The sequence below is a fragment of the Mobiluncus mulieris ATCC 35243 genome (genome assembly GCF_000160615.1).
In the GTDB taxonomy this organism is placed as follows: Bacteria; Actinomycetota; Actinomycetes; order Actinomycetales; family Actinomycetaceae; genus Mobiluncus; species Mobiluncus mulieris.
On the sequence record NZ_GG668520.1, the window covers coordinates 417,008 to 440,687 of the forward strand.

The 23,680-nt window shown below is 58.1% G+C and carries 25 protein-coding genes; all 25 read left to right on the plus strand.

The genetic code is table 11. The features are described from left to right. Positions 1-90 precede the first annotated feature (90 nt). Complete coding sequence (locus HMPREF0577_RS09700) at positions 91-1,458, plus strand: sigma-70 family RNA polymerase sigma factor (protein WP_004013705.1); 1,368 nt, start codon at positions 91-93, stop codon at positions 1,456-1,458. 166 nt (positions 1,459-1,624) lie between these two features. After that, positions 1,625-3,337 (plus strand): flagellar filament capping protein FliD, encoded by a 1,713-nt coding sequence (gene fliD, locus HMPREF0577_RS09705; RefSeq protein WP_004013706.1) that lies wholly within the window; start codon positions 1,625-1,627, stop codon positions 3,335-3,337. Positions 3,338-3,434: 97 nt separating this feature from the next. Next, positions 3,435-3,881: a flagellar export chaperone FliS gene (fliS, locus tag HMPREF0577_RS09710; RefSeq protein ID WP_004013707.1), complete on the plus strand. Its 447-nt coding sequence runs from the start codon at positions 3,435-3,437 to the stop codon at positions 3,879-3,881. Beyond that, positions 3,871-4,176 (plus strand): hypothetical protein, encoded by a 306-nt coding sequence (locus HMPREF0577_RS09715; RefSeq protein WP_004013708.1) that lies wholly within the window; start codon positions 3,871-3,873, stop codon positions 4,174-4,176. Before fliS ends, HMPREF0577_RS09715 begins: the two co-directional genes overlap by 11 nt. Positions 4,177-4,724: 548 nt before the next feature. After that, entirely contained in the window at positions 4,725-5,072 is a 348-nt protein-coding gene (locus HMPREF0577_RS09720) for a flagellar basal body rod protein FlgB (RefSeq protein ID WP_004014116.1), read from the plus strand. Further along, on the plus strand, positions 5,069-5,467 hold the full coding sequence (gene flgC, locus HMPREF0577_RS09725) for a flagellar basal body rod protein FlgC (RefSeq protein ID WP_004013710.1): 399 nt from the start codon (positions 5,069-5,071) through the stop codon (positions 5,465-5,467). Before HMPREF0577_RS09720 ends, flgC begins: the two co-directional genes overlap by 4 nt. 6 nt (positions 5,468-5,473) lie before the next feature. Next, positions 5,474-5,902, plus strand: coding sequence for a flagellar hook-basal body complex protein FliE (gene fliE / locus HMPREF0577_RS09730; protein WP_004013711.1), 429 nt, complete (start codon positions 5,474-5,476; stop codon positions 5,900-5,902). Then, positions 5,902-7,512, plus strand: coding sequence for a flagellar basal-body MS-ring/collar protein FliF (gene fliF, locus HMPREF0577_RS09735; protein ID WP_004013712.1), 1,611 nt, complete (start codon positions 5,902-5,904; stop codon positions 7,510-7,512). Before fliE ends, fliF begins: the two co-directional genes overlap by 1 nt. Before the next feature lie 2 nt (positions 7,513-7,514). Then, on the plus strand, positions 7,515-8,543 hold the full coding sequence (fliG, locus tag HMPREF0577_RS09740) for a flagellar motor switch protein FliG (RefSeq protein WP_004013713.1): 1,029 nt from the start codon (positions 7,515-7,517) through the stop codon (positions 8,541-8,543). Further along, the gene (locus HMPREF0577_RS09745) at positions 8,533-9,234 is read left to right on the plus strand and encodes a FliH/SctL family protein (RefSeq protein ID WP_004013714.1); all 702 of its coding nucleotides are present in this window, start codon (positions 8,533-8,535) and stop codon (positions 9,232-9,234) included. Before fliG ends, HMPREF0577_RS09745 begins: the two co-directional genes overlap by 11 nt. Before the next feature lie 6 nt (positions 9,235-9,240). Further along, entirely contained in the window at positions 9,241-10,566 is a 1,326-nt protein-coding gene (locus HMPREF0577_RS09750; RefSeq protein WP_004013715.1) for a FliI/YscN family ATPase, read from the plus strand. A 10-nt stretch (positions 10,567-10,576) separates the two neighbouring features. Next, a complete protein-coding gene (locus tag HMPREF0577_RS09755; protein ID WP_004013716.1) occupies positions 10,577-11,056 on the plus strand; it encodes a flagellar export protein FliJ in 480 nt (159 codons plus the stop codon). Continuing rightward, entirely contained in the window at positions 11,053-12,078 is a 1,026-nt protein-coding gene (locus HMPREF0577_RS09760; protein WP_004013717.1) for a C40 family peptidase, read from the plus strand. The genes HMPREF0577_RS09755 and HMPREF0577_RS09760 overlap by 4 nt, the downstream gene beginning before the upstream one ends. Before the next feature lie 3 nt (positions 12,079-12,081). Continuing rightward, positions 12,082-13,803, plus strand: a complete 1,722-nt coding sequence (locus tag HMPREF0577_RS09765) for a flagellar hook-length control protein FliK (protein WP_004013718.1) — start codon at positions 12,082-12,084, stop codon at positions 13,801-13,803. A 100-nt stretch (positions 13,804-13,903) separates the two neighbouring features. Continuing rightward, a complete protein-coding gene (locus tag HMPREF0577_RS09770) occupies positions 13,904-14,908 on the plus strand; it encodes a flagellar hook capping FlgD N-terminal domain-containing protein (protein WP_004016065.1) in 1,005 nt (334 codons plus the stop codon). 35 nt (positions 14,909-14,943) lie between these two features. Continuing rightward, a complete protein-coding gene (locus HMPREF0577_RS09775) occupies positions 14,944-16,344 on the plus strand; it encodes a flagellar hook protein FlgE (protein WP_004013720.1) in 1,401 nt (466 codons plus the stop codon). Positions 16,345-16,485: 141 nt separating this feature from the next. Beyond that, positions 16,486-16,758: a flagellar FlbD family protein gene (locus HMPREF0577_RS09780; protein ID WP_004013723.1), complete on the plus strand. Its 273-nt coding sequence runs from the start codon at positions 16,486-16,488 to the stop codon at positions 16,756-16,758. Between the two features lie 3 nt (positions 16,759-16,761). Next, complete coding sequence (locus tag HMPREF0577_RS09785; protein ID WP_004013724.1) at positions 16,762-17,541, plus strand: motility protein A; 780 nt, start codon at positions 16,762-16,764, stop codon at positions 17,539-17,541. Between the two features lie 90 nt (positions 17,542-17,631). Beyond that, a complete protein-coding gene (locus HMPREF0577_RS09790; protein WP_004013725.1) occupies positions 17,632-18,609 on the plus strand; it encodes an OmpA/MotB family protein in 978 nt (325 codons plus the stop codon). Between the two features lie 79 nt (positions 18,610-18,688). After that, positions 18,689-19,276 carry a flagellar basal body-associated FliL family protein gene (locus HMPREF0577_RS09795; protein ID WP_004013726.1) on the plus strand — a complete coding sequence of 196 codons (588 nt, stop codon included), beginning with the start codon at positions 18,689-18,691 and terminating at the stop codon, positions 19,274-19,276. Positions 19,277-19,365: 89 nt separating this feature from the next. Then, positions 19,366-20,289, plus strand: coding sequence for a flagellar motor switch protein FliM (locus HMPREF0577_RS09800; protein WP_004013727.1), 924 nt, complete (start codon positions 19,366-19,368; stop codon positions 20,287-20,289). Further along, positions 20,286-21,032, plus strand: coding sequence for a flagellar motor switch protein FliN (gene fliN, locus HMPREF0577_RS09805; protein ID WP_004013728.1), 747 nt, complete (start codon positions 20,286-20,288; stop codon positions 21,030-21,032). Before HMPREF0577_RS09800 ends, fliN begins: the two co-directional genes overlap by 4 nt. 154 nt (positions 21,033-21,186) lie before the next feature. Continuing rightward, positions 21,187-21,882: a flagellar biosynthetic protein FliO gene (locus HMPREF0577_RS09810; protein ID WP_004013729.1), complete on the plus strand. Its 696-nt coding sequence runs from the start codon at positions 21,187-21,189 to the stop codon at positions 21,880-21,882. After that, the gene (gene fliP / locus HMPREF0577_RS09815; protein WP_004013730.1) at positions 21,879-23,387 is read left to right on the plus strand and encodes a flagellar type III secretion system pore protein FliP; all 1,509 of its coding nucleotides are present in this window, start codon (positions 21,879-21,881) and stop codon (positions 23,385-23,387) included. Before HMPREF0577_RS09810 ends, fliP begins: the two co-directional genes overlap by 4 nt. A gap of 11 nt (positions 23,388-23,398) precedes the next feature. After that, positions 23,399-23,671 (plus strand): flagellar biosynthetic protein FliQ, encoded by a 273-nt coding sequence (locus HMPREF0577_RS09820; RefSeq protein ID WP_004013731.1) that lies wholly within the window; start codon positions 23,399-23,401, stop codon positions 23,669-23,671. The last annotated feature ends 9 nt before the right edge of the window (positions 23,672-23,680 follow it).

Genomic DNA, 23,680 nt, shown 5'->3' on the forward strand with positions numbered 1-23,680 from the left:
CGCCCCAGCTGTAATTAAAAACGTCGCTCCAAGCCCAGTTAAAGGGTAAAATGGGGAAGAGTTTACTGCGAAGTTCCGAGGGGAGGCCTGGTGGGAGCCGAATCCGTAGAGCTGGATCGGGATGCTTTAATCGAGAAAAATCTCCCCTTGGTGGGCTACCAGGTCGCGGAGTTGCTGCGACGTGTGCCTTCTTTCGTCCAGCGCGAAGACTTGGCTTCGGCGGGGTCGCTGGCGCTGGTTCAGGCCGCTAAAAGTTATAACCCGGAAACCGGGGTGCCGTTTCACCGTTACGCGGTTTTTCGGATTCGCGGCGCGATGCTTGATGAACTGCGTGCCATGGATTGGGCGACGCGTGGGTCTCGTTCCCGCACCAAGCAGCTAGAGGAAATGACGGCCGCCCTCACGGCCGCTGCGGGTCGCGCGCCGACCCGCGAGGAACTGGCCGTCGCTTTGGGAATCGAGGTGGGACAGGTCGAGGCCGCCCAGCTGGATGCTTCGCGTCGGATGGTTTCGATTGATGTGTCTTATAGCGAGGATGATCCGCGTTCGATAGAGATTGTCGATGATGGCTTGAATCCCGAGGATACAGTGCTAACTGATGAGCGCCTGGTTTACTTGAAGGCGGCGGTAAAGGCGCTGCCGCAACGCCTGCGTTACGTGGTGGAACAGGTGTTTTTCGAAGAGAAATCGGTCAACGAGGTGGCCGCGTCCCTGGGGGTGACCCAATCTAGGGTTTCCCAGTTGCGCACCGAGGCCTTGTCCATGATTCGAGATGGAATGGTGCACCATTTGGAGCCTGACGATGCGGCGGAGGCACCTCATGAACCGCAACAAAAGGTGGGCATCGTCGAGAAGCGCCGCCAGAGCTACCTGAAAAAAGTCGCCGACACCGCCGAGGCTTTGCGCGAGGCGTCCACCGAGGATTTCGCCGGGGTGGGGGCGTCGGGGATTGTCGCGGCGGGGCTTGCCGTGTCGGGTGGCCAGGTTGTGCCGGCTCATGAGGTGCCATCCGGGGTGGAGCCGAAGGCGGAAACGCCGGCCGCCGTGGAATCGGCGGGGTCGCTTGGTTCGGGAGAGGGCAGTAAGGGCGCTTCCGTTCATGAGGTGATGGCACCTCATGAACCCGCGCCCGCAACGAGCCGAGCGAAAACCGGGGCGACACCCCGGAAAACCCCGGCGGTACAGGCGAAACTCGACCCCTTGCGACCCACGTCCTCGGCCACGTCTTTCTTGGCCAGCCGCTCCAAGGGCAGCGCCCAGGCTCGAGCCCAGTTACGCGCCGAAGCCGAGGCGCGCGCCGCCGAGGAAGAAAAACGTAAAAGTAAAGACAAAGTCCGGGCGCGACGAACCCGGAAAACCCCGGCGGCTGAGCCCCCACCCGAACCCTCACCGCAGCCGCCAATGGCCTCTTACCTGGGGGGACTCTCGCTGCGAGCACATGGAGCCGGCGGCAAGTAGCGGGAGAGACGAAAAACTTGGCGAGAATTTCCGGATGTTTTCCTAAATAATTTTAGGGGTTTACCGAAGATAGTTGTTGAGGTAGTGTCTTTGGTGACATGATACTTACGACCCAGGCGTTATCTCAAGGATAAAGCCACGAAAATCCATGGAAGGAGAATAAATCATGGGTATCTCATTGGACGGGATTGGCGGGTTTCCCACCGAGAACATCGTCAAGCAGCTTATTGCGCTGGAAAAGCGACCGGGTATCTTGCTGGCGCAGAAACAAAAGGATTTGAATGCGGGAACCAAGGTGTTCCAAAATCTTAACTCGCAGTTAGCTTCCCTGACCAGTGCGGCGTGGGGGATTTCTGGGAAGAAAGACAAGTTTGACAAGACCTCTGACCCGATGGATATCTGGGGTGCCGTCAAGGGTTCCTCGAATAACAAGGGGGTGACGGTTGAAGCCAAGACCGGTGCCAAGGTGGGTTCGGTAGAGTTCGATGTGGTGTCTAAGGCCAGCGCCGAGAGGGAAGTGTATGACGCCAAGACGCTGGCGGTTTTGACTGACGAGATGGCTAAGGGGGACGGGTCTTTCTCCATCCATATTGGCAATAAGGTGACCAATATTAAACCCGCCTCGACTTCTATGGAGGATATGGCCAAGGCGATTAACGCGGTTAAGGATGCCGGGGTGTCCGCCACGGTGGTGAAGCTGCGTGGCCAAGACGGCAAAGAAGAAAAGATGCTCCAGATTGTCGGGAGAGATACCGGAAAGAACGAAGGTAACTTCCGTATTTTTGCCGGGGATATCGCCAAAAGTGCGGGTTTGGACAAGGATAAGATTAAGTACGATGCTGCGTCCAAGTCTATTACCTATACCTTTGCCGATTACGGAAAAGCCAAGGCGGCGCTGCGCGACGGAGAAGGGGTTCAGGGTCTAGAGGCTCTGCATAAGAATGCTGCGGATGCGCACATCAAGATGTATGACAAGGATTACTTCTATGCTTCCAACAAGCTCGAGCTGATGGACAAGGTGACCATCGATATTTCTGGCGTGGAACAGCAGAAGAATGCCGATGGAAAGAACGTTACCGGCAAGGCTCTGCAGTGGGAGACCAAGAGAACCTCGACTGTATCCACTCAGGGTGGAGCGGCTGGTGCTGGAAAACCGAGCAGCACAGATCCTAAACTTGTGGAAAAGGACGGCGTGGAATTTGTCGCTAAAGGGATTAAGGTTAACCTCACCGAGGATGGGGATGTGGCCACCAAGAAGGTTGAATCTATGGTGGGTGCCTTGAACAAGGTCTTGGGTACCCTGAGTCAAGGCATGAAGTCGGTGGAAAAGATTCGTACCGAGGAGGACGGCACCCAAAGTAAGTGGAAGGCTCCCGGGGCGTTGTCTAACTCCATCGGCCGCATGGTACAAAGCCAGATTGGCTCTGTGGTGTCTGAAGGCATCACGATTAAGGACGCCAAGGGTAACAGCCAGACCTACTCCTTGAATGACTTGGGCATCGAGCTGAAGATAGATAAAGACACCAAAGAGATGTCGGTGAACTTCGAATCGGCGAAGTTCAAGGAGCTGATGGAGAAATCCCCCGAAACTGCCCAGAAACTCGCCATCGCCCTGGGCGACAAGGTCGGGGAAATAGGCAGGCGGCTCTCCGACTCTTCGGAGGGTATGGTCACCAAGACTATCGACAGCCGCAAGAGCGAAAGCGACTATTACGACCGGCGGATTGACGACTTCCAGCAGCGCATTAACGCCAAGGAAGAGAACATGAAGAAGCAGTACGCTCGGTTGCAGACTGCCCTGGCGGCTTTCGGTCAAAAGCAGGCCTGGTTGCAAGGCCAGCTGGCACAGCTTAACGGCGGAATGATGGGTGGCAAGTAAACGCCACAGGTGAAAACTTCATAGACTTCGGCTGGGTGTGGCACATTCCGCGCCCAGCCGAAGTAAGCTTAGGGCTAAGGACTTACACGGAGGAGATATGCAGACTGCGATAAACCGTTTCCAACAGGATTCGATTGTAACCGCCTCGCCCGCTCGGCTGTTGACAATGCTCTATGACCGGCTGTTGTTGGATTTGGGGCGAGCTGAAAATGCCTTGGCGGGCAAGAACCGGGTCGAGGCACACAAGAACCTGACTCACGCCCAAGATATTATCGCGGAGCTAATGTCCTCGCTGCGCATGGATGTGTGGGATGGTGCCGAGGGGCTGATGGCGCTCTATGTCTATGCCATGAAGGAATTGGTTAACGCCAATGTGAACCAGGATGCCACCAAGGCACGCGAGATTCACGAACTGTTCAAACCCTTGGCTGATGCCTGGAAGCAGGCCGCCGCCCAGTTGGAAGCCGAGGAAGCCCGATCCAAGGCTTCGGGTAAGTCGGGGGAAGTTAAGCGCACCGCTAGTGGTGATCTTGGTGTCGGCTGATAATCTCGCGGCGTGGCAGCGGGAACTAGAGCAGCTGTGGGCGGATATTGCCGCCGCCAAGGATGCGTTGGCGGCGGGAGAGATTCCGGAAACTGACCGGTGGATGGAACCAAAGTTGGGGTCTTTGCCCGCCGAGCTGCGGCTCGAGGCCGAACAGATTCGAGTGGAGCTGGATAATATCAACGTGTTGATTCAAGCTCAAATGGAACAAAACCTTGCTGACCGTGACCGGTTGCGTATGACTGTGAAGCGGCCGCGTGAATCCAAGCCAGTTTACTTGGATACCGAGAGCTGAGCTTGCGTTAGCGCCACATAGTACCAGGTCACCTTTATTTCTGGGAGTTTCCTGGGAATTATCTTTGCTGGGTGATTCCTGAATGATTATAAGCAATGCATTAGTTAATGTAATAAATATCACACCCATCCCTTAAGTCCCGATAATGTTCATGTCTTGAATAGAATAGCGGTGTAGGTAAGGTTTACCGTACGGGTTTGGGGTGGAATCTGATGCCGTAGAGAGAAATATCACAATAAAGTAAACTCTGGTTAAAGCCGAGTGTGGAGGGTAGTCTGAACCAGAATTCCACCTGGGTAACTTTTCAGAATCCGCGTGAACAGTAGTGATGCACGGGTTTTCTCGACTAAGGAATCGAGATTGCGGTAAAAGTACTGTAAAATTACGGTAGTAATTTTTGAACCTGAAGGAAAGTTGCTATTAGGGTTCGACAAAACGGTCATTTCGGCCGATAATGATAATGTCAGGGCAAGAAGCGTTGAACCACAGCAGGAGATTGTGGGTAATCGGATTTCAGGATGATCCAGTGAAAACTATGTGAGGTTTTCGTGTTTGATTCAATCAACTACATAGCCATGAGGACTGCGCTGGATGGTTTATCGATGCGTCAGCGGGTTATCGCTGACAATATCGCGAATATCCAGACTCCCGGCTTTCTAGCCGGCAAGGTTCGCTTTGAAGATGAACTGGCGCGTGCCACTCGCTTCGGCAACCCGCAAAGTGCTCATATTGCTACTGCGCGCTCCTTGGAACCCACCCGGATTGATGGCAACAATGTCAACCTTGACACGGAAACCATCAGCTCCGTGGATACGGTGCTGCGCTTCCAACTGGCAACCCAAGCAATGAGCGCACACTATAACGGTATCCGCACAGCGATGAGGACAACATCATGACGACCTTTGGAGCTATTGGAATTGCAGGTACGGGCATGACAGTCAACCGTAAGTGGTTGGACTGCATCTCGGATAACATTGCCAATATCAACACCACCAAGCCCATGAACGAAGAGGCTTTCCGAGCCCGCTACGTCGTGGCGCAGGCAGTTGATTACGGCCGTCCCGCCGGAACCATGGTTGCGGGTATCGCCCTGGGTGGCACCGACGGACGTATCGTCTATGACCCCAAAGACCCTAACGCCAACGCCGAAGGCTATGTGCGCCACCCCGATATTGACTTGGGCTCCCAAATGTCACAGCTGATTATGGCGCAAAGGGCATATCAGGCAAACGCGGCGGTGGTGGATCGAGCCAAGGCCACCTACGAGTCAGCCCTGCAAATCGGGAGGTAACGCCTGATGCCTTATTCAGTGGATGGAATCGGTTCTAACCTCTCTGGGCGCCTGCAAGGCTCCCAGCAGATGTCCAATGAAATGGCGCAATCTCTGGGTTTTTCCCGCTCGTACGCCACCCAAGCAGGAGCGGCACGCCTGGGCGCGAATCCTGCTACCTTGCAGCCCACTCGACTTGGGGTGGCTCAAGGTGGGGACATCCGCGATGTGCGGGAAACCTCTTTTGGCAATATCTTTGCTGATGTGGTGGCTAATATGCAGATGCGCGAACGTACCGCCCACCGCTTGGGAGTACAAGCCGTTACCGGTCAACTAAATGATGTTCACGACTACACCATTGCAGCCGCAGAATCCCAGTTGACCATTGAACTGTCTTCCACTATCCGGAACAAAGCAGTTGACATGTTCAACGAAATTATGAGGATGCAAGCCTAATGCCACCGGTTATAGTCAATACTTTAGACAGAGTCAAAGACACGGTTAAGGAATTCACTCTGGCGCAAAAAACCCTGGTTATTATCGGGGTCGCGGTGCTGGTGCTGGGCGGCGTGGTGCTGTACTCGTGGGTTGGACGCCCCAGCTATACTGTCCTGTTTTCCGGTCTGACAGAAAAGGACCAAGCTGCGGTCACCCAGCAGCTCGATGCCACCGGGATTAAATACCAGGTTGCCGATAACGGTATCGTGAAAGTGCCTAGCAATGACATCCAGCGGGCACGCATGGATCTGGCGGCTAATAACCTGCCGGCTGAGCCCACCACGGGATACGCCGTTTTGGATAACCTGGGCGTGGCCGCCTCGGATTTCCAACAGCAAATGGCCAAGAAACGCGCTCTAGAAGGCGAGCTAGCCAAAACCATTAATTCGATGGATGTAATCGAAAAATCCTCGGTAGCTTTGGCTATTCCAGCGGAAACAGTGTTTGCCGATCCCAAGAAACCCGTAGCCACCACCGCTTCGGTGACGGTGGAACCCAAAAAAGGGCGCGAGGTCGACAATAACACGGTGCAAGCCATTGTGAATATGGTTTCCGCCTCGATTCCAAACCTCGCTAAAGGCGGGGTGTCCGTGGTGGACACCGCTGGTAACACGCTGTCGGACAAGGTCAGCGCCGGATCGGCTGCCGCCACAGAGACAGAAAAAAGTCTGGTTGCCAAGGCATTGGCGATGGTGGAACCCCTGGTGGGGGTGGGTAATGCCAAGGTTTCGGCGCATGTCGAGCTAGCCCAGGAAACCGAACAGAAAACCACTCGAGTCTATACCGACCCAGAGGGCGGCGTGAAACAACTGTCGTCTTCCAAGGCCTCCGAGAATTACTCGGGCGGTGGCGCGGTGGTCGGCGGCGTGTTGGGACCGGATAATATCGGCAACCCCTACGAACTGCGTAACGGCAATGGCGGAAAGTACGAAAACAACCAAACCGTCAATAACAATGCCGTCAACGAAGAACTGACCAATACCACCCGTAGCCCCGGGGCAGCGATGAGCAAGACCATCTCGGTGGTGCTGAACCAGGAAACTGCCCGACGTTTGGACATGACCCAGGTACGGGACTCGGTGGCGGCCGCCACGGGGATTAATGCCGCGCGCGGGGATGTCATCAATGTTTCGCGCGCGCCCTTCGACGACACCGCCCAGAAGGCACGGGAGAAGGCCGCCGAGGAAGCCGCAGCGGCGGCAGAGCGCGCCAAGACCACGACTTTGATTCGTCAAGCCGTGATAGCCGGGTTGATTATCCTGTTGCTGATTATTATCGCGGCGGTAGCCAAGAAACGCGCCAAGGCGCGCGAACGTGAAGCGCTGGATCTAGGCGAGCTGGATCAACTGCCAGATCCCTACACCCTTACCCCGCCCGAGGAAGAAGCCCTGGCGATTGAAGCCGCCGAGGTGCCCGAACCGGAACCCGAACCGGAAGAAGAACCAGAACCAGAGCTCGATCCGATTATGCTCAAGCTCGAAGCGAAACGTGAAGAAATCGCGGAGCTGGCTTTGGATAAGCCGCAACTGGTCGCTGAACAGTTGCGTGCCTGGATGGGAGGTCACTAAACATGGCAGTCGGAGCGCAAGCCTTGGCTCTTAGCGGTTTACAGAAAGCCGCCTTGCTGTTGATTCAAATCGGCAAGGATCGTGCCGCGCGGGTTATGAGCGAAATGAACGACGACGAGGTAGAAGCGCTCTCGGCCGAGATTATGCGCATGTCCAATGTGCCACGCGAGATTTCCGCCGAAGTTATCGATGAATTCTACGAGAATTCGGTGGTGGCATCCTCGCTGCAACTGGGGCACGGTGGCCTGGACTATGCCCAGAAAGTCTTGGAACAAACCTTTGGTCGGGAAAAAGCCGAGGAAATCATGGAGCGCCTCATGCAAGGGATGCAAGGCCAACCCTTTGACTTCCTGAAATCCGCCGACCCCCGCGAAATCGTGACCTTGGTATCTTCGGAGCATCCCCAGACCATTGCCCTGGTTTTGGCGCATCTGCGCCCCGACCACGCCGCGCGGGTTATGGCCGGATTGAATCCGAAGCTCCAAGGCGAAGTCGCCTTGCGTATCGCCCAGATGGAACGTGCTAACCCAGAAATGGTGGCCTTGGTAGCGGAATCCCTGCAAAAGAAAGCTGAACAAGTTATCAACTCCGAGGAAATGCAGGCCGTGGGTGGGGTGGAACCCCTGGTGGATATTATCAACCGCGCTGACCCCGGCACTGAAAAAATGATTCTGACGGGACTCGAAGAACACGACGAGGAACTGGCCGACGAAGTACGCTCACGCATGTTCGTCTTCGAAGATATCGTGATGCTCGAAGACCGGGGCATTCAGCTGGTGTTGCGGCAAGTGGACGGGGCACAACTGGCCTTGGCGCTCAAAGGCACCAACGAAGATTTGCGCTCGCGCATTATGAAGAACCTCTCGGAGCGCGCGCGGCAAAACGTGATGGAAGAAATCGATATGCTTGGCGCGGTGCGCATGAGTCAAGTCCAGGAAGCGCGCGCGGGAATCGTGCAGCTGATTCGCAAGATGGAAGAATCCGGCCAGATAGTAATCCGCCGCGAAGAGGAGGACGAATATGTGGCTTGATCAAGACCTGTTGGAAGTCAAGGAAAACCAGCGACGCGGGGGGGTGGCGGCCAAGACCGTGCTGCCGGCCGTCAACAATTCCCCGGCCGCAAACTTCCAATTGGCCTCGGCCACCAACCAAAACAAATCCAACGACAAGTCCTCCCAGGCCTTTGGGTATGCCAAGGGGTTCTCTTCCGGCTGGGCGGCGGGACAAAAACGTGCCACTCGTGAAGCCGAAGCGGAACGCGCGGTTATCTCCGAAGATGCCCGCCTCGCGGAAGAAGCCCGCACCGAAGCCTATGTGGATGCCATGGACGAAATCCAGGCCATGGCCGATGCAATAGAATCGCGCGACGCCCTGGTTGTAGACGAGATGAAATCTGCCCTGATGGAAGCCGCCTTGACCTTGGCGGAAGCCCTGTTGGGAGCGGAGCTATCTGACCGGGAAACCGGGGCGAAATCCGCCTTGAAACGCGCTTTGTCGATGAATGATCCGAAAGAAATCGTCAAAGTAAACATGAACCCACAGGATGTGGAGACGCTGAACAGCCTGGGTGTGGAATGCCCGGTAAAGCTGGTTCCCGATGCTGAACTCGATCCGGGGGATGCGGTCGCGTATATGCCGGAGGGATTGCTGGATGCCAGATTATCCTCGGCCGTGGAACGTGCCCGCGAAGCTCTGGCCACAGTTCAGGCTGCCGAGGAGTGACGCCCTGTGGATCTGCTGACCTCACCAGCATTTACCTCTCTGTTGAATGCGACCAAACCGCAGCGAGTAGGTGAAGTAGAGTCCGTGGTCGGACTCTCGGTACAGGTGCGCGGCCTGGACTGTCGGGTGGGGGAAGTTGTCTTGGTGGGGGATGGCACGGGAACCCCGGCCGAGGTCGTAGCCTTGGATGCCGGGCTGGCTTCGTGTATGCCACTGGATAATTTGGATGGTCTGCGTGTCGGGTCCCCGGTCAGGGGGACGGGGCTGCCGGCCACCGTGCCGGTAGGCCCGGCGCTGCTCGGGCGCGTCATCGACGCGGCCGGGCGGCCGATTGACGGCAAAGGGCCGATATATGTCGCTGACCACGTTCCGATTCACGGCAGTGCGCCCAATGCCTTGGAGCGCGCCCGCATCGACACGCCAGTGGCGATGGGGGTGCGCGTGTTGGATACGCTGGTCACGCTGGGGCGGGGTCAGCGTATTGGCCTGTTTGCCGGTTCTGGGGTGGGTAAATCCACCTTGATGTCCATGATTGCGCGCGGCACTAACGCCGAGGTCTGTGTTATCGCTCTGGTGGGCGAACGTGGCCGCGAGGTGCGCGAATTCCTGGAAGACGACCTGGGCGAGGAAGGCCTGTCGCGTTCCGTGGTGGTGGTCGCAACCTCGGATGAATCCCCCATGTTGCGCAAACGCGCCGCTTTCACCGCGACCCGGGTCGCGGAATATTATCGCGACGCGGGACGCCATGTGCTGCTGATGATGGACTCCCTGACCCGTACCTGTATGGCGCAACGCGAGATTGGGCTGTCGGTGGGTGAGCCCCCCGCCACGCGCGGGTATCCGCCCTCGACGTTTTCCATGATGGCGCAACTGTTGGAGCGTGCCGGCTCGGGCGCGGTCGGCTCGGTCACCGGCATCTATACCGTGCTGGTGGATGGGGACGACCACAATGAGCCCATCGCCGACCAGGCTCGGTCAATCTTGGATGGCCACGTCGTGCTGGATCGAAAACTGGCGGTGGCCGGGCACTATCCCGCCGTCGATGCCCTGGCTTCGATTTCCCGTGTGGCCTCGAAAGTGTGCACCCGGGAACAAAAGGAAGCCGCCACCGCTTTGCGCCAGGTTATGGGGGCGAAACGCGGGGTACAAGATCTGCTGGATGTGGGTGCCTACCAGCAGGGCACCAACCCGGAAGTGGACTTGGCCTTGCAATATGACGAGGAAATCGAGGCCTTTTTGACCCAGAAAACGGACGAAAAGATTACCTTCGATGAAGCCTGGCAACAACTGTTCGATTTGTACCAGTCATTCCAAAAAGAGCAGGCAGCGTAAGGGGGCGTGAATGGTAGAAAGAGCATTTAGATTGCAAGGCTTGCTGAACCTGCGCCACCTGCAAGAAGAACAAGCCAAGGGAAACCTCGCCACCGCGAACGCGGATTTGAACCAGGCCGACCAGAAACTCAAAGCGGCTCGCAGCCGGCTGGGCAATATGACTGCGACCAGCGGTTCCAACCTGGCGGTGGCGGCGGCGATGCGCAACGCTGCCCGGATGCAGATCCAAGAGGGAATCGCCCGTAAGGAATACGCCGAGGCAGTGGTGGAACAGCGTCAGCAAGAATGGAAGGGCGCGAAACGATTGGCTGCCACCTTGGAAAAGCTTGAAAATCGTCATAACGAGGCCGTGTTGGCCGATGATTTACACAAGGAGCAGATTGTCCTCGACGAGATAGCATCTCAACGGGGCAGCGCCCCGAACGCCACGGATGGCGCTAAAACCAAATTACGCCATGAAGAAATCGAGACCGTGAGAGGACACCAGTGAGCCTGGATGGAGTAGCCAGCGTGCAATCCCGCATTGCCGCTATCCAAGAAAAGATTGCCGCCCTGTCGAACCAGGGGCGGCCGCCGGTAGCTGTTACGGAACTGGGGGGCAAGAACCCCGCGTCTGCCGGTGCCGCCGGGGTTGCCAGTGCCGCCGCCAAGTCCACCAGTCCTTTTGCCAGTGAATACGCCAAACAAATCACCTCGACCGAAGTCGGCAAATCGAGCCTCTTTCATGGGCGCGGCGTTATCCAAGGCCAACCCGGCACCGCCGAAGCCTTTGTCCAGCGTGTGAAATCCTATATTGGGGTGCCCTATGTGTGGGGCGGCACGAATCCGGCCAAAGGCCTGGATTGTTCCGGCCTGGTACAGACCGCTGCTCGCGAGGTCGGGGTGAAACTGCCGCGCGTGACCTATGACCAGCAACACGCCGGCGAGGAGGTCGACGGCATCGAGAATGCTCGCCCCGGCGACTTGATTATTTGCCACAAATCGGGGCATGTCGCGGTATATATCGGTGACAACCGGGTGATTCACGCCCCGCGTCCCGGCGAGAGTGTGACCGAGGCCAGCGTCAAGGATATGGGGCCGATTGACACGATTCGCCGCGTGATGCGCTCCGAGAACGACCCCGCCCCCACGGTCACGGCGGAGCCCACTGCTGCTGCGACGCGCCGGATGGCTTCTGTGGCGGCTTTGGCGCCGCTAGAGGCGAATGTGGGATTCAACCCGTCGGGGGATTTGGCGTCGACCCTGGTAAACCAGCTTTCGGGACAAAACCGGGTGTCGGGCGCCTACGGGGGAACCCGGCAGGGCGGGATTGGTACGACTTCGGCCAATGCCGCTTTGCTCAGTCAACTGGTGGGCGCGGGAACAGTCGCGAATCCCGCCCTGAATCCTTTGGCCGGGGCGACCTCGGACGCGATGCCGCCGTTGGGCAGCACTGCTTCGACTGCCGCCTTGAATACTACCGCCCGTTCGCTGGGTGCCATGTCCGCGCTACGTTCCGCCTTGGGGGTGTAAATCATGATTCAAAACCAGGTTCACAATCCGCCAGCTAAGCCGAATCCCGTGGGGGCGGCGGTGTCCGGTCACAATTCGAGGTCAGGGGATACGACGGCTTTCGAGTCCTTGATGAGCGCTTTGGCAAGCGAGGCTCGTTCAAGTGGCGTGATATTTAATTCTGCCCCGGCTTCACGAGGTGCCATCGCGGGTCGCGAGCCGTTTGCTCCACCGACATCCAGCCGGGATTCCGGGGTACCCAGCCCGGCTGAGCTAGCGGCGCGCGCGGCGGATCGGGCCGCCACGAAACCCAGGGTTAAACCGGTAAGAGTCACCCCCAAGCCCGCCGCCCGCCCGGAGGCTACCCGGGTGGAGTCCCGCGAGAATCCGCCGACCCCCGCGAAATCCAGCCCGGAACCCCGCAAACCTCAGCGGATAGATGACGCTAAAACCCCGAAATCCGAGGGGGACACCGCCCCGAATTCCGTGGATAATACGGGCAATCCGGCGGTGAGCGGTACAGGCGGGGAAACCGGGTCGAAGCCCGGGGTGAATCCCAGTGCTGTTGACCCGCAGGCAACCGCCACCCCGGTTACCGAGGCAGAGGTTCAGGCGCTGGAACAGAGCCTCGCGGCGGAACTTTCCGGAAACCCGGGCGTGGCCAGCCAAACTCAGGGAGAGAGCCCGGTTGCCCAGCTGGCACCTCGTGCCGAGGAAACCGTAGCGACGCCAACGGAAGCCCCCGTTGCGGCTCAACCCGCCCCAAGCGTGCCTGTCGCGAGCGAATTCCCTGCCAACACCGCCGCCTTGGCCGCCTTGAGCGGCGAAACCCCGGCCGAAGCGAAAACCCCCGCGATGGACGGACAGGCCTTGATGCGCGACATCCTGGCGAGCATCGCGAACCCCTCTACCAGCGACGAGCTGCCGGTTGAGGGCTTGGCCGAGGCGGTTTCCCCCGGGGGTGAAGCCGGGGTTCCCGGTGCCACCGGTGAGGTCGGGGCTCATGAGGCGCCAACCCCATGGCCGGATGCAGTCAATAATTTCGGCGGGGTTTTGGCCGGGCAATCCACCGGCAGTACGGCGGCGGGTTTTGCCCCGATGAACTTGGCTAGCCTAGAGTCAGAGGCCAGCGCGGCGGGAACCAGCCAGACGGCGGGAGCGAATGTGTCTGGGGTTTCCGGGAATGCGACGGCGGGAACGCCTGTGGCGGCGCCCGCCCCGCTGGCTGGCTCGGCGGCACCCGCAGCCGTGAATCCCAGTGCGCCGACCTATGCCCCGAATTTGCCGGGGCAGGTTTTCGACCAATTGCAGCATCATCTGGGGCGTCTGCGCGCCCTGGGCGAGGGGATGCACCAGTTAAAGCTGGCGATTAAACCCGAGGCTTTCGGACCGGTGCGGGTGGCCGTGAACTTCCAGGCTGATGGCTCGGTGCAGTTGCAGCTGTTGGGAGCCAACGAGGCCGCGCGCGATCAACTACGCCAGGCCTTGGGGGAAATCCGGCGGGATTTGGCCTCTACGGGCTTGAACGCGCAGCTTGACCTCGCGCAGTCAGACCAGCATTTCGCCCAGTTCACCCAAGCGGGTCAGGACGGACAATCCGGGGCGCGCGGCGAGGGCAGCGCGTCGGGTTCACGCGGTGGGGGTGCGGGCGATCCGGAGGGGGGCTCCGAGATTGGCGAGAGCGCACCCCGAGTGGGGGATGTCTTGAAGGACGGCTCGGATGGATCGGTGGATATGTATACCTAAGTTTTAGGACGGGCGGATTGCCCGACGGAGCCGGGGAATCCCGGATAGAATCGCAGGAAGCACAACCACAAGCCAGGATGCTTATAGAGGAGGGATGAAAATGCCAGTAGATGCAGTGGGAAGCGGAGCGGGCGGAGCTACGGCTGCCGCCGCGCAGGCCTTTAATAAAGCCCCCAGCGTGGATAATTACTCTATCGGTGCGAATGCCAAGAAAAAGGCCGAAGCCGAGACCTTGGCGACGAATAAAAAACTCACGGACAAGGAAAAAGAGGCCTTGTTCCTTAAGAAAATGAATGAAGGCCAGCGCACCGACAAGGCGCAGACCAAGAAGGAAGACCCCACGAAGCTGGGCAAGGATGACTTCATGAAGCTGTTGTTGGCGACTTTGAAGTATCAAGATCCGACCCAGCCGATGGATACCGCGCAGTTGCTGGAACAGACCTCTACCATGACTAACATGGAACAGATGATTCAGATGACCGAGGCCTCCAAGCGAGCCTATGAGGCGCAGCAGCGCGTCCAGGGCGCTTCGATGGTGGGGCGCACTGCTGTCTATGACCTGATTGACGACGAGGGTAATGCTAAGACCACCGCCGGGAAGGTCGATGCGGTCGAGTTCCTGGCCGAGGGCAAGGTGCTGGCGCATATTGGCGACAAGAAGGTCAAGATGGAAGACATTCTGGGTATCGCCGACCCCAGCGAGGGTGAAACGGATTTGGCTAAGGCCATTGCGAAAGCCCTGCAGGAACAAAACCAGGATAAAAAGACCGGGAAGGCCGGGAAAACCGGCAAGACCGGTGAAGTCGGGAAAACTGGGGAAACTGGCAAGACAGGCGAGGCTGGGAAGACCGGTAAACCCGAGGAGTCCGGGAAAACTGGCGAAACCGGCAAGAGTGCTGCGGCGGGGACGCCGGGTAGCTCTACGGGGGCTGCGGGGACACCGGGTGCCGCTGGTTCCGCCGGGGTTCATGAGGCGCCAGCCGCCACGGCGGGCACCACCCTGGGTTCCACCCCCGCCGCCACGGCGGCCGCGAGTGCGGCCGCGGGAACTAGCAATCGGAAACCAAGCGCCACCGGAGTTGGCGTAAGTAACACTCAGGCATGAGGCCTGGCAACACATAACCAGAGAGGAAAAGAAAAATGTTACGTTCACTGTTTACCGGAATCTCGGGTCTGAGTGTGCACCAGACCATGCTCGATGTGACCTCGAACAATATCGCCAATGTGAATACCACCGGGTTCAAATCGGCTTCCACCCGGTTCGAGGACACCTTTAGCCAGTTGGTGAGATCCGGGGCGGCGCCCCGGCTCAACGAGCGCGGCGGTATGAACCCCGCCCAGGTGGGACTGGGGGTGAAACTGCAGTCCATTACCAATAACTTTACCGGGGGCGCGGCGCAAAACACCGGGCGCAACCTGGACACCATGATTAACGGCGACGGCTTCTTTGTGCTAAAGAAAACCAATGGCACCCAGGTGTACACCCGCAACGGGTCATTCGGCCTGGACGCCCAAGGCCAGGTCGTCGCCGCCGACGGTTCCTTTGTCCAGGGGTGGAAAGCGGATACAAAAGGTATAGTAAATGCTTCAGGTCAACCGGGTAATATAACTCTTCCTCTAACCCAGTCAATGAAAGCTAATCCTACCACGCAAGTGATTTTCGGAGGCAATATGCCTGCGGATCAGCTATACAATGATCCTAGTATGCAAAATCCTAATACAGCCGGGAACGCTAAGCAATTTGCTCAAGTTCTGGTAGTGCATGATGATAAAGGAAATCCACACGAAATTTTAATGAAGTTTACGCGTACGAACATTCCTGCACCTGCCGGTGGTAAGCCGGGTCTGGGTGGCGCGCCAGGGTCAACATGGAAAGTCCAATTCTACGATTCTAAAAGTTATGAACAACTGAAGGACGCTAATAAGGAAAAGGCTTTGATTCAAATAAACAAGAAAGACAGTGTAGAATTAAGTTTTGACTCTCAGGGTCAGCTGTCGGATGCAGATAAGGAAGCGCTCAAGGCGTTGCCTTTTGAGATTAACGAATACAAAGTAAATGATGACAAAACTGATGTAACTAAAACAAAAGTAGCCAATGACGAAGCCAAGTTGAATCTTTCTAATCTCACAGGTTATGCAGGCTTGAAAAACTTTGCAGTTGACCAAGTGGATGGTAACCCTGCTGGTACTCTGACCGGGTTCGGAGTGGAAGCCGATGGGACGATTCGCGGGACTTTCTCTAATGGTAGTTCCCGAGCCTTGGCAAAGATTGCCACCGCCTCGTTTTCGAACCCGCTGGGCTTGGAAAAAGCCGGGGCGTCGTACTTCGTGGAATCCGGGAACTCGGGGCAACCGCAAATCGGGGAGCCCGGCAGCGGTACTCGTGGAGCCATGACCGGCGGGGCCATCGAAATGTCGAATGTCGACCTCGCGGCCGAGTTCACGAACCTGATTTTGTCCCAACGCGGATTCCAGGCCAATACCCGGGTGATTACCACCTCGGACGAAATCCTGCAGGAATTAGTCAGTATGAAGCGTTAAGCCTAAAGGCTGTTAGAGCCCGCCGGGCTCTAACAGCCGCCGGGTTTTGGGGTTTCCGGAATTCCGGAAACCCCACAACCCACCCGCAACTCATGAACCCGTAACACGATAAACCCAGCACCAACCGAAAGGAGGCCGATAATGATAGCCCTCAAAAGACTAGGCGGCTCCGAGTTTGTTTTGAACGCGGATCTAATCGAGCGCGTCGAATCAGCCCCCGATACCATAATTGTTATGGTCGATGCCACCAGGTATATCGTGGAACAAACAGTGACCGAAGTTATAGAGTTAATTCGCGAAGACCGCGCACGTCTGCTGGCACGCGTCGAAGAACTGATTCAAGAAGACAACCAAAAAACCACTGCCCCAGTGCAACTCTCGGTGGCGTACTCATCACCAGGGAAGGAAGAGTAAACAATGGATCCCGCATCAATCATCGGCATGGTCGGCGCTATGGTCGCCGTGGTCGCCATGCTCTATATGGAAGGCTCGCATTTGACCTCCATCCTGTTGCCGCCCCCCATGATTCTGGTGTTCGGCGGCACCCTCCTGGCAACCATGGCCACCTTTACTATGAAAGACTTCATCTATGCGTTCTCGCGATTCCCCAAAGGACTGACCGCGAAACTGCCCGACCCCACCGAAGCCATCGACACCATCGTGTCCCTGTCCGAAAAAGCCCGGCGCGAAGGCTTGCTAGCCTTGGAAGACGCCGCCAAAGGCATCGACGACACCTTTATGCGTGAAGGCCTGATGAGCGCCATCGACGGGATGGATCCCGAAGAACTGCGCGAAATGCTGGGCGACAAAATCGAAGCCAAAAAAGAATCCGACAAAGGCGCCTATGAATGGTTCAAACAAGCCGGCGGGTATTCCCCGACCATTGGCATTATCGGTACCGTGGTATCCCTGGTACACGTATTGACCAACCTGTCCAACCCCGAAACCCTCGGCCCCATGATTGCCTCTGCCTTCGTCGCGACCCTGTGGGGGCTGCTTTCCGCGAACATGATTTGGCTGCCGATGAGCGGACGCCTGCAGCGTATCAGCCAACTCGAAATCGCGCGAATGGAAATCATTACCGAAGGCCTGATTAGTCTGCAATCCGGGGCGAATCCGCGCCAGGTAGGCGAACGCCTGCGGTCCTTGATACCCCCCAGCCAGCTCAAGGGCGGGAAAGAAGGAAAGGCCGCCTAAGTGGAATAACGCCCCTGGTTTTGGCTAGCGCCTCATGAACCCGAAAATAAACCCAAGCCACACCCCAAAGTAACCGAGAGGAGGAACCCAATGGCGAAGAAAAAACACGAGTGTCCCGAACCGGAAAACACCGAACGCTGGGCGGTGTCCTATCTGGACATGATTACCGTCATGATGTGCCTCTTCCTGGTGCTCTATGCCATCTCGCAAGTCGATGCCGGGAAACTGGCGAAACTGAGTAAATCGCTGGCAGCCGGGTTCAACCAGAGCCTGCAAGTCGTCAGCCCCCTGCACACCACCAGCGGACTGGGGCTGCTGTCCGGGTCGACCTCTGCGGTGAACCTGGGATCCATGATGGGAAACGACACCACCACGGCCGCCGGACAGCCCGAACGCATCCAGGCCATGGCGGAAGCCAGCCACCTTAACCAAATCAAGCAACAGGTGGAACAAGCCCTGGCTGCTGCCGGACAAACCGGAGCGCTGCAGATGCGCATCACCGAAAAAGGCCTGGTGCTGGGGATGGTGGCCAGTGATACGTACTTTAAACCGGGGGACGCCGAGGTGCAACCTACCGCCCAAGCCGTGTTGGCGGCACTCGCCCCCGTATTGGCCGGCACTCCCGAAGATGTGGCTATTGAAGGCTACGCCGACCCCAATCCACAGTATTCCGCGAAATACCCTTCTAACTATCACCTGGCTGCCGGGCGTGCTATCGAAGTATTAATTCACCTTAGAAACGGCGGGGTTCCAGGCTCGAAACTGCGTACCATTTCCTATGGCGCGGATCACCAAACCCAGGTAGAGGCCGGGCAGGATGCCTGGTCACTGAACCGGCGTGTCGACATCGTGATTATGTCGCGAGCCAAGGACTCGGTACGCGCCATGCTGCCCGAAGCAGCCAAACAGCTGTCGCAAGGCTTGCCCCAGGCACCCAACGGCCCCCAGACACCCCAGATAGGGCCGAATGCGGGTGGCGGCGGGAATGCCCCCGAAACCAGCGGAACCAGCAACCAGACCGGCAAGAACGGGGGCACTTTGCGTTCGGAAGTTCGCACAGTGAACTAAGGTCAATGGTAGTCTTTATAGTATTAAGGTGGCGTTTTGCCAACAATCCAAAGCCGCGCGTCGGGGAGGGAGATTAAATATGCCAGTTGGAGTTGGAGCTAAACCAGCCGGTGGGGCAGCCAAGTCGGCCGCCCCCGCCAAACCAGCCGCGCCACCCAGCGCGCCTCCCGCCGGATCGGAAGGCAAAAAAGGCGGACCAATTAAACTAATCATCGTTATCGCCGTGGTGGTGCTGCTGCTGGTATCCCTGGCAGTGGGAACCCTGTTCCTGTTGAAAGCCCTGGGAATCCTGGGTGGCGGTGGCGGCGGCGGGGAAGGCCAAGCCGAACCCACCCCCACCAAAACCGAATTGAAGCTGGGAACCGTCACCGTATCCACCGGTGAACCGCTGAACGTGAACCTGGCTGATGGCTTCCTGTCCTTCCAGGCCACGCTGTATTTCGACGAGTCCATCACCACCGAAGGCCACAGTGGGGATTTGGATGCCTCGCCGGCGCGGGCGGTTGCCTTGAACCTGTTCAAAGGCATGAAGAAGGAAGAACTGGACAAACCCGGGGCGATACAGGAACTGGAAAAGAAATACCTGGATTCAATCAATAAGGAAATGATTCCGCCCTATGACGGCCACGTGGTTCAGGTGCGGTTCACTACCTTTGCCTATCAATAGGAAGCGCTTCGTTTTGGGGAATGTGGAGCTCTGATTTAGTTTGCATTTATGCCAACGGATTAAACATTCATAGATAAGCTGGAAGACATATGGCAAAGCAAAGTAAGGCTGACCGCGCTGCGGAGGCGAAGGTTTACGATTTTAGTAAACCTATGAAGCTGCCGCGCGAGTATGCGCGGATTATGGAGCTGGCTCTGGAAGCCTTTACGCGCTCTTGGATAAACCAGTTGGTGGGGCGACTCCACGTGGTTATCACCGGGAGCGCGGGTGACTTGGTGATGCGTTCCTATGACGACTACATCGCGAAAATGCCCTCTACCACCTGTATGGTGATTATGGATTTCCAAAACGGGCGCAACAAGGGAATCTTGCAGTTCCCGCGACAAACCGCCCTGGCTTGGGTCGATCACCTTTTGGGGGGTCAAGGCGATATCGAATCCACCCCCGACCGGCAGCTGACCGAAGTCGAGGTTTCGATTCTGTCCGACTTCCTTAAACGTGTCATGATGGATTTGGATATGGCCTTTGCGGGGATGCTGCCGCTGGAAACAAAATTGTTGAACCTGGAATATGCCCCCCAGTTCGTCCAGGCCTATGACGGATCCACCCCGATACTGTTCGCTCCCATCACTTTAACCACCGGCGAACACGTCGACGATTGTTCGATTATGATGCCGGTAGCCATGATTACCGATGCCATCCACAAGGGTGACGCGAATGCGGATACCCGCTCGGAGGAACAAAAACGCGAGGCCGCGATTATGCGCCAACGCTTGGTGGATAATCTCGAAGAAATTCCCGTCGAGGTGGCGGTGCGTTTTTCGCGGCGCAAGATTAACCCTCGCGAACTCGATGGTTTGGCGGTGGGCGACACGCTGCCCTTGATTCACCCCACTTCGCGTCCCCTGGATTTGATGGTCGATGATTTGATTTTGGCCGAAGCGGCGGCGGGAACCTCGGGTTCCCGGCTGGCCGCCATGGTGGTTTCCGTTAACAAAGGAGAAAAGAAATGACTCTGACGCCCTTACAGGTATTGGATGCGGCTCGCGCCGCAATTCCCCTGTTGCCCTCGACCACCGAGCTTAGTGCTTCGTCCTGGGAAACCGGTGATCCCCTGCCCGCTGCGGGTGCTCCTGCTGTTATCGCCACGCTCTCGGCTGAAACTTCGATGCAGGTTATGCTGGCGGTCTCGGATCCGATAGCCGAAGCCCTGGAAGGTGCCGAGGGCATGACCCCGGTGCAGGCGCTGGTTCCCGCGCTTGAAGCTGCGGCCGCCACCCTGGCTACGGGGGTGCTAGAAAACACCAGCCAGGCCAATGCGGCCGAACAATTAGCCGCCGGGGATTGGACGAGTGCCACCCTGGAAGCCGAAAACTCGGTGGAAGGCTGGCTGTCAGTGCGGGAAATCGCCGCTGGTGCTGCTGGTGCTCCGAAAAAAGAGGGGGAATCTGCGACCACGCCGCCGGCTTCCCAAGCCAGTGCCACCGCAGAGCAGCGCGCGGAATCCATGAAGCTGCTCTATGACGTCGAGATGACCCTGACCGCCGAGATTGGCCGCACCAAGCTGGCGGTGCATGACGTGTTGGATCTCTCGCCCGGCTCGGTGATAGAGCTTGACCGTTCCGCCGGTTCCGCCGCCGACGTGATGGTCAACGGGCGCTTGATTGCGCACGGCGAGATTGTGGTTGTCGATGAAGAATACGGGATTCGTATTACAGAAATCGTGTCCCTGGCGGAACAACAGAATCGGCAATAGTTACGCCGGGTGGGGTTTCGGGCGGCTTCACGAGGTGCCATCCCGGACATCCGGCTTTCCCCGGATCGCGCCCCGGTTTAGGATTCCGGGGGCGACCAAGACCGGGCGGGGCGGGGGTGGAGCCACCCCCAAGGAAGCATGAAAGGAGGGGCAGATGGAAACGGCGTTGCTGCTGGTCGCGAGCGAATCTAAACGCCTCGATTCCGGCCCCGACCCTTTGACCGTGATGGTGCGTTTCCTGGTGGGCATCGCGGTCGTGTTTCTGGCCATGTGGCTGTTGTACCGGTGGGCGAAACATTCGAGCCTGGGGGAATACGAAGGCCCGGGTTTGCGACTGGTTTCACGCTTGGCCTTGAGTCGATCCGCGCAAGTCGCGGTGGTGGAAATCGGGGGGCGCATGTTCCTGGTGGGAGCCGGGGATTCAACGGTGACCCCCATTGCGGAACTCTATGACACCGAGGAAATGGCTGCGGAACTGGAATCCCAAGCGGCCACAGCGGCTGCCCGCGCCGAGGCACAAGGCCGGGAAGCTGTGAAACGCCCCTTTGGCCAGGTTTTAGCCAAAATCAGTCGGAAAGCCGTCGCGAGTGAAACGATGGCGGCCGGCAAACCCAGCGGTAAACCCGGCGGTAAACCCGGTGGAAAACCTGGTGGCACGACGGTTGGCAAGCTGCGAACCCCGCCGGGCGCTACGCCGGGCCAAGAAATCGTGTCCCGGTCGAAACCGGTGACTCGCCCCCGCCCCGAACCAGTTGAACCTGCTAGTATTAGCGAGGCACAGATGGATGCGCTGGCCGCTCAAATCGCCGCCGAATTCGGGGGACGACCGGGATTGGGGGGTGCGTCATGAGTGATTTCAGTTGCCACCCCCGTTCGCACGAGGCTTCCTTGCGGGAATTCCAGGAATGGCAGACGCGACGGGAGGCACGTCGCGTCCAAACAACCCAGCGACGGGAGGCACGTCGCGTCCAAACAACCCAGCGACGGGAACGCCGCCAGGCCATAACCCAGGAACTGTGCCGCCAACAATTCGCCACCACCGCCCGACGCTTACAACGCCTGGGATTCCGGGTGGATATGCCCCTCGATTTCACCCGCGACACCCTGGCTCCGGCGGGGGATTATAGTTCCATCACGCCGCAATTTAGTGCGGAAAGTCGGGGATACGAGCCGGCACCTCATGCGGTCGGCCAAACCCCCACCGCCAACAACCCGGCCGACAGCTCCCGTTTCGGTTTCGGCTTGGCGCGCCGCGAGTGGTCGCCCGTCCAGTGGCGCAACCGCTTGAAACTGGCGGTGGCGTGGTTCCTGGCGGTTATCGCGCTGTTCGCGGGCTATTTGACGCTGCCGGGAGCGGTGGCCACGGCGCCCCCCGTGGCGTCGCCAGCCGTTCATGAGGTGCCATCCGGAATCCCGGCGGGGGTTGATTCCCGCCCCGCTGGAATACAAATGGCACCTCGTGAAGCCGTGGCCACCACCTCGAACACCAGCCTTGCGAACGTGGCCAACGTGACCAGCCAGACCGGTATCACCGCCGCCAGCGCCAACGCGACCAGCGCCAACGCCGCCACAGGCATCGCCCCCGGTGCTGCCGACCCCAATCGCAACCCCAATCGGGGCGCCAACCAACAACAACGCAACCCCAATCGGGGCGGACCCGACTCACCCACCCCCCCGGCCAACCCCCCAGACCCCGGAATCGGGGTACAACTGATTGGTTTCGACAAGAAACCCACCACCACCGTCTTGGTGTTCCTGCTGATAACCGTGCTGTCGGTCGCGCCGAGTCTGTTGTTGATGATGACCTCTTTCACCAAGATTTTTATTGTTTTGGCGATGGCACGCAACGCTTTGGGTTTGAACCAGATTCCCCCCACCCAAGTCCTGTCGGGACTCGCGATTTTCCTGTCACTGTTCATTATGGCACCCACCGTTAACACCCTGTGGACCGACGTGGTGCAACCCTTGACGGACGGAAAAATCGAGGTACAAGAAGTATTCAAGCTGGGCGAAAAACCCTTCCGGGACTTTATGGGACCGCTGACCCGCGAAGAAGACATCGCCTTGATGACCCGCGCCGCGAACCGCCCCAACCCGGAAAGCCTGGATAAAACCCCATTTACGACCCTGGTGCCGGCGTTTATGATCTCGGAAGTACGCTCCGCCTTCATTATCGGCTTTGTTGTGTTCATTCCGTTCCTGGTGATAGACCTGGTGGTGGGCGCGGCCTTGATGAGTATGGGTATGATGATGCTGCCGCCTGTCATGGTGTCCCTGCCGTTTAAAGTATTGCTGTTCGTGATGGTCGACGGGTGGGGTATGCTGACCCAGACCCTGATTGGGACATACCGGTAAGGGAGTGGGCTGTGAATTCCGCTGCGGTTTTGGATTTGGCGTTGACCGCCATGATTATGGGCGCGAAACTGGCCGCACCCGTGCTGATAACCTCGCTGGTGGTCGGCTTTGTGATTTCCCTGTTCCAGTCGATTACCCAAATCCAGGAAGTCACCCTGACCTTTGTGCCGAAAACCATCGCGGTGGGGATCGCCCTGTATATTTGCGGGTACTGGATGTTGCAAACGATGGTGAACACGACCCTGGACATGATGGCGCGCATTCCGCATTTGTTGAATTCATGAGGTGCCAAT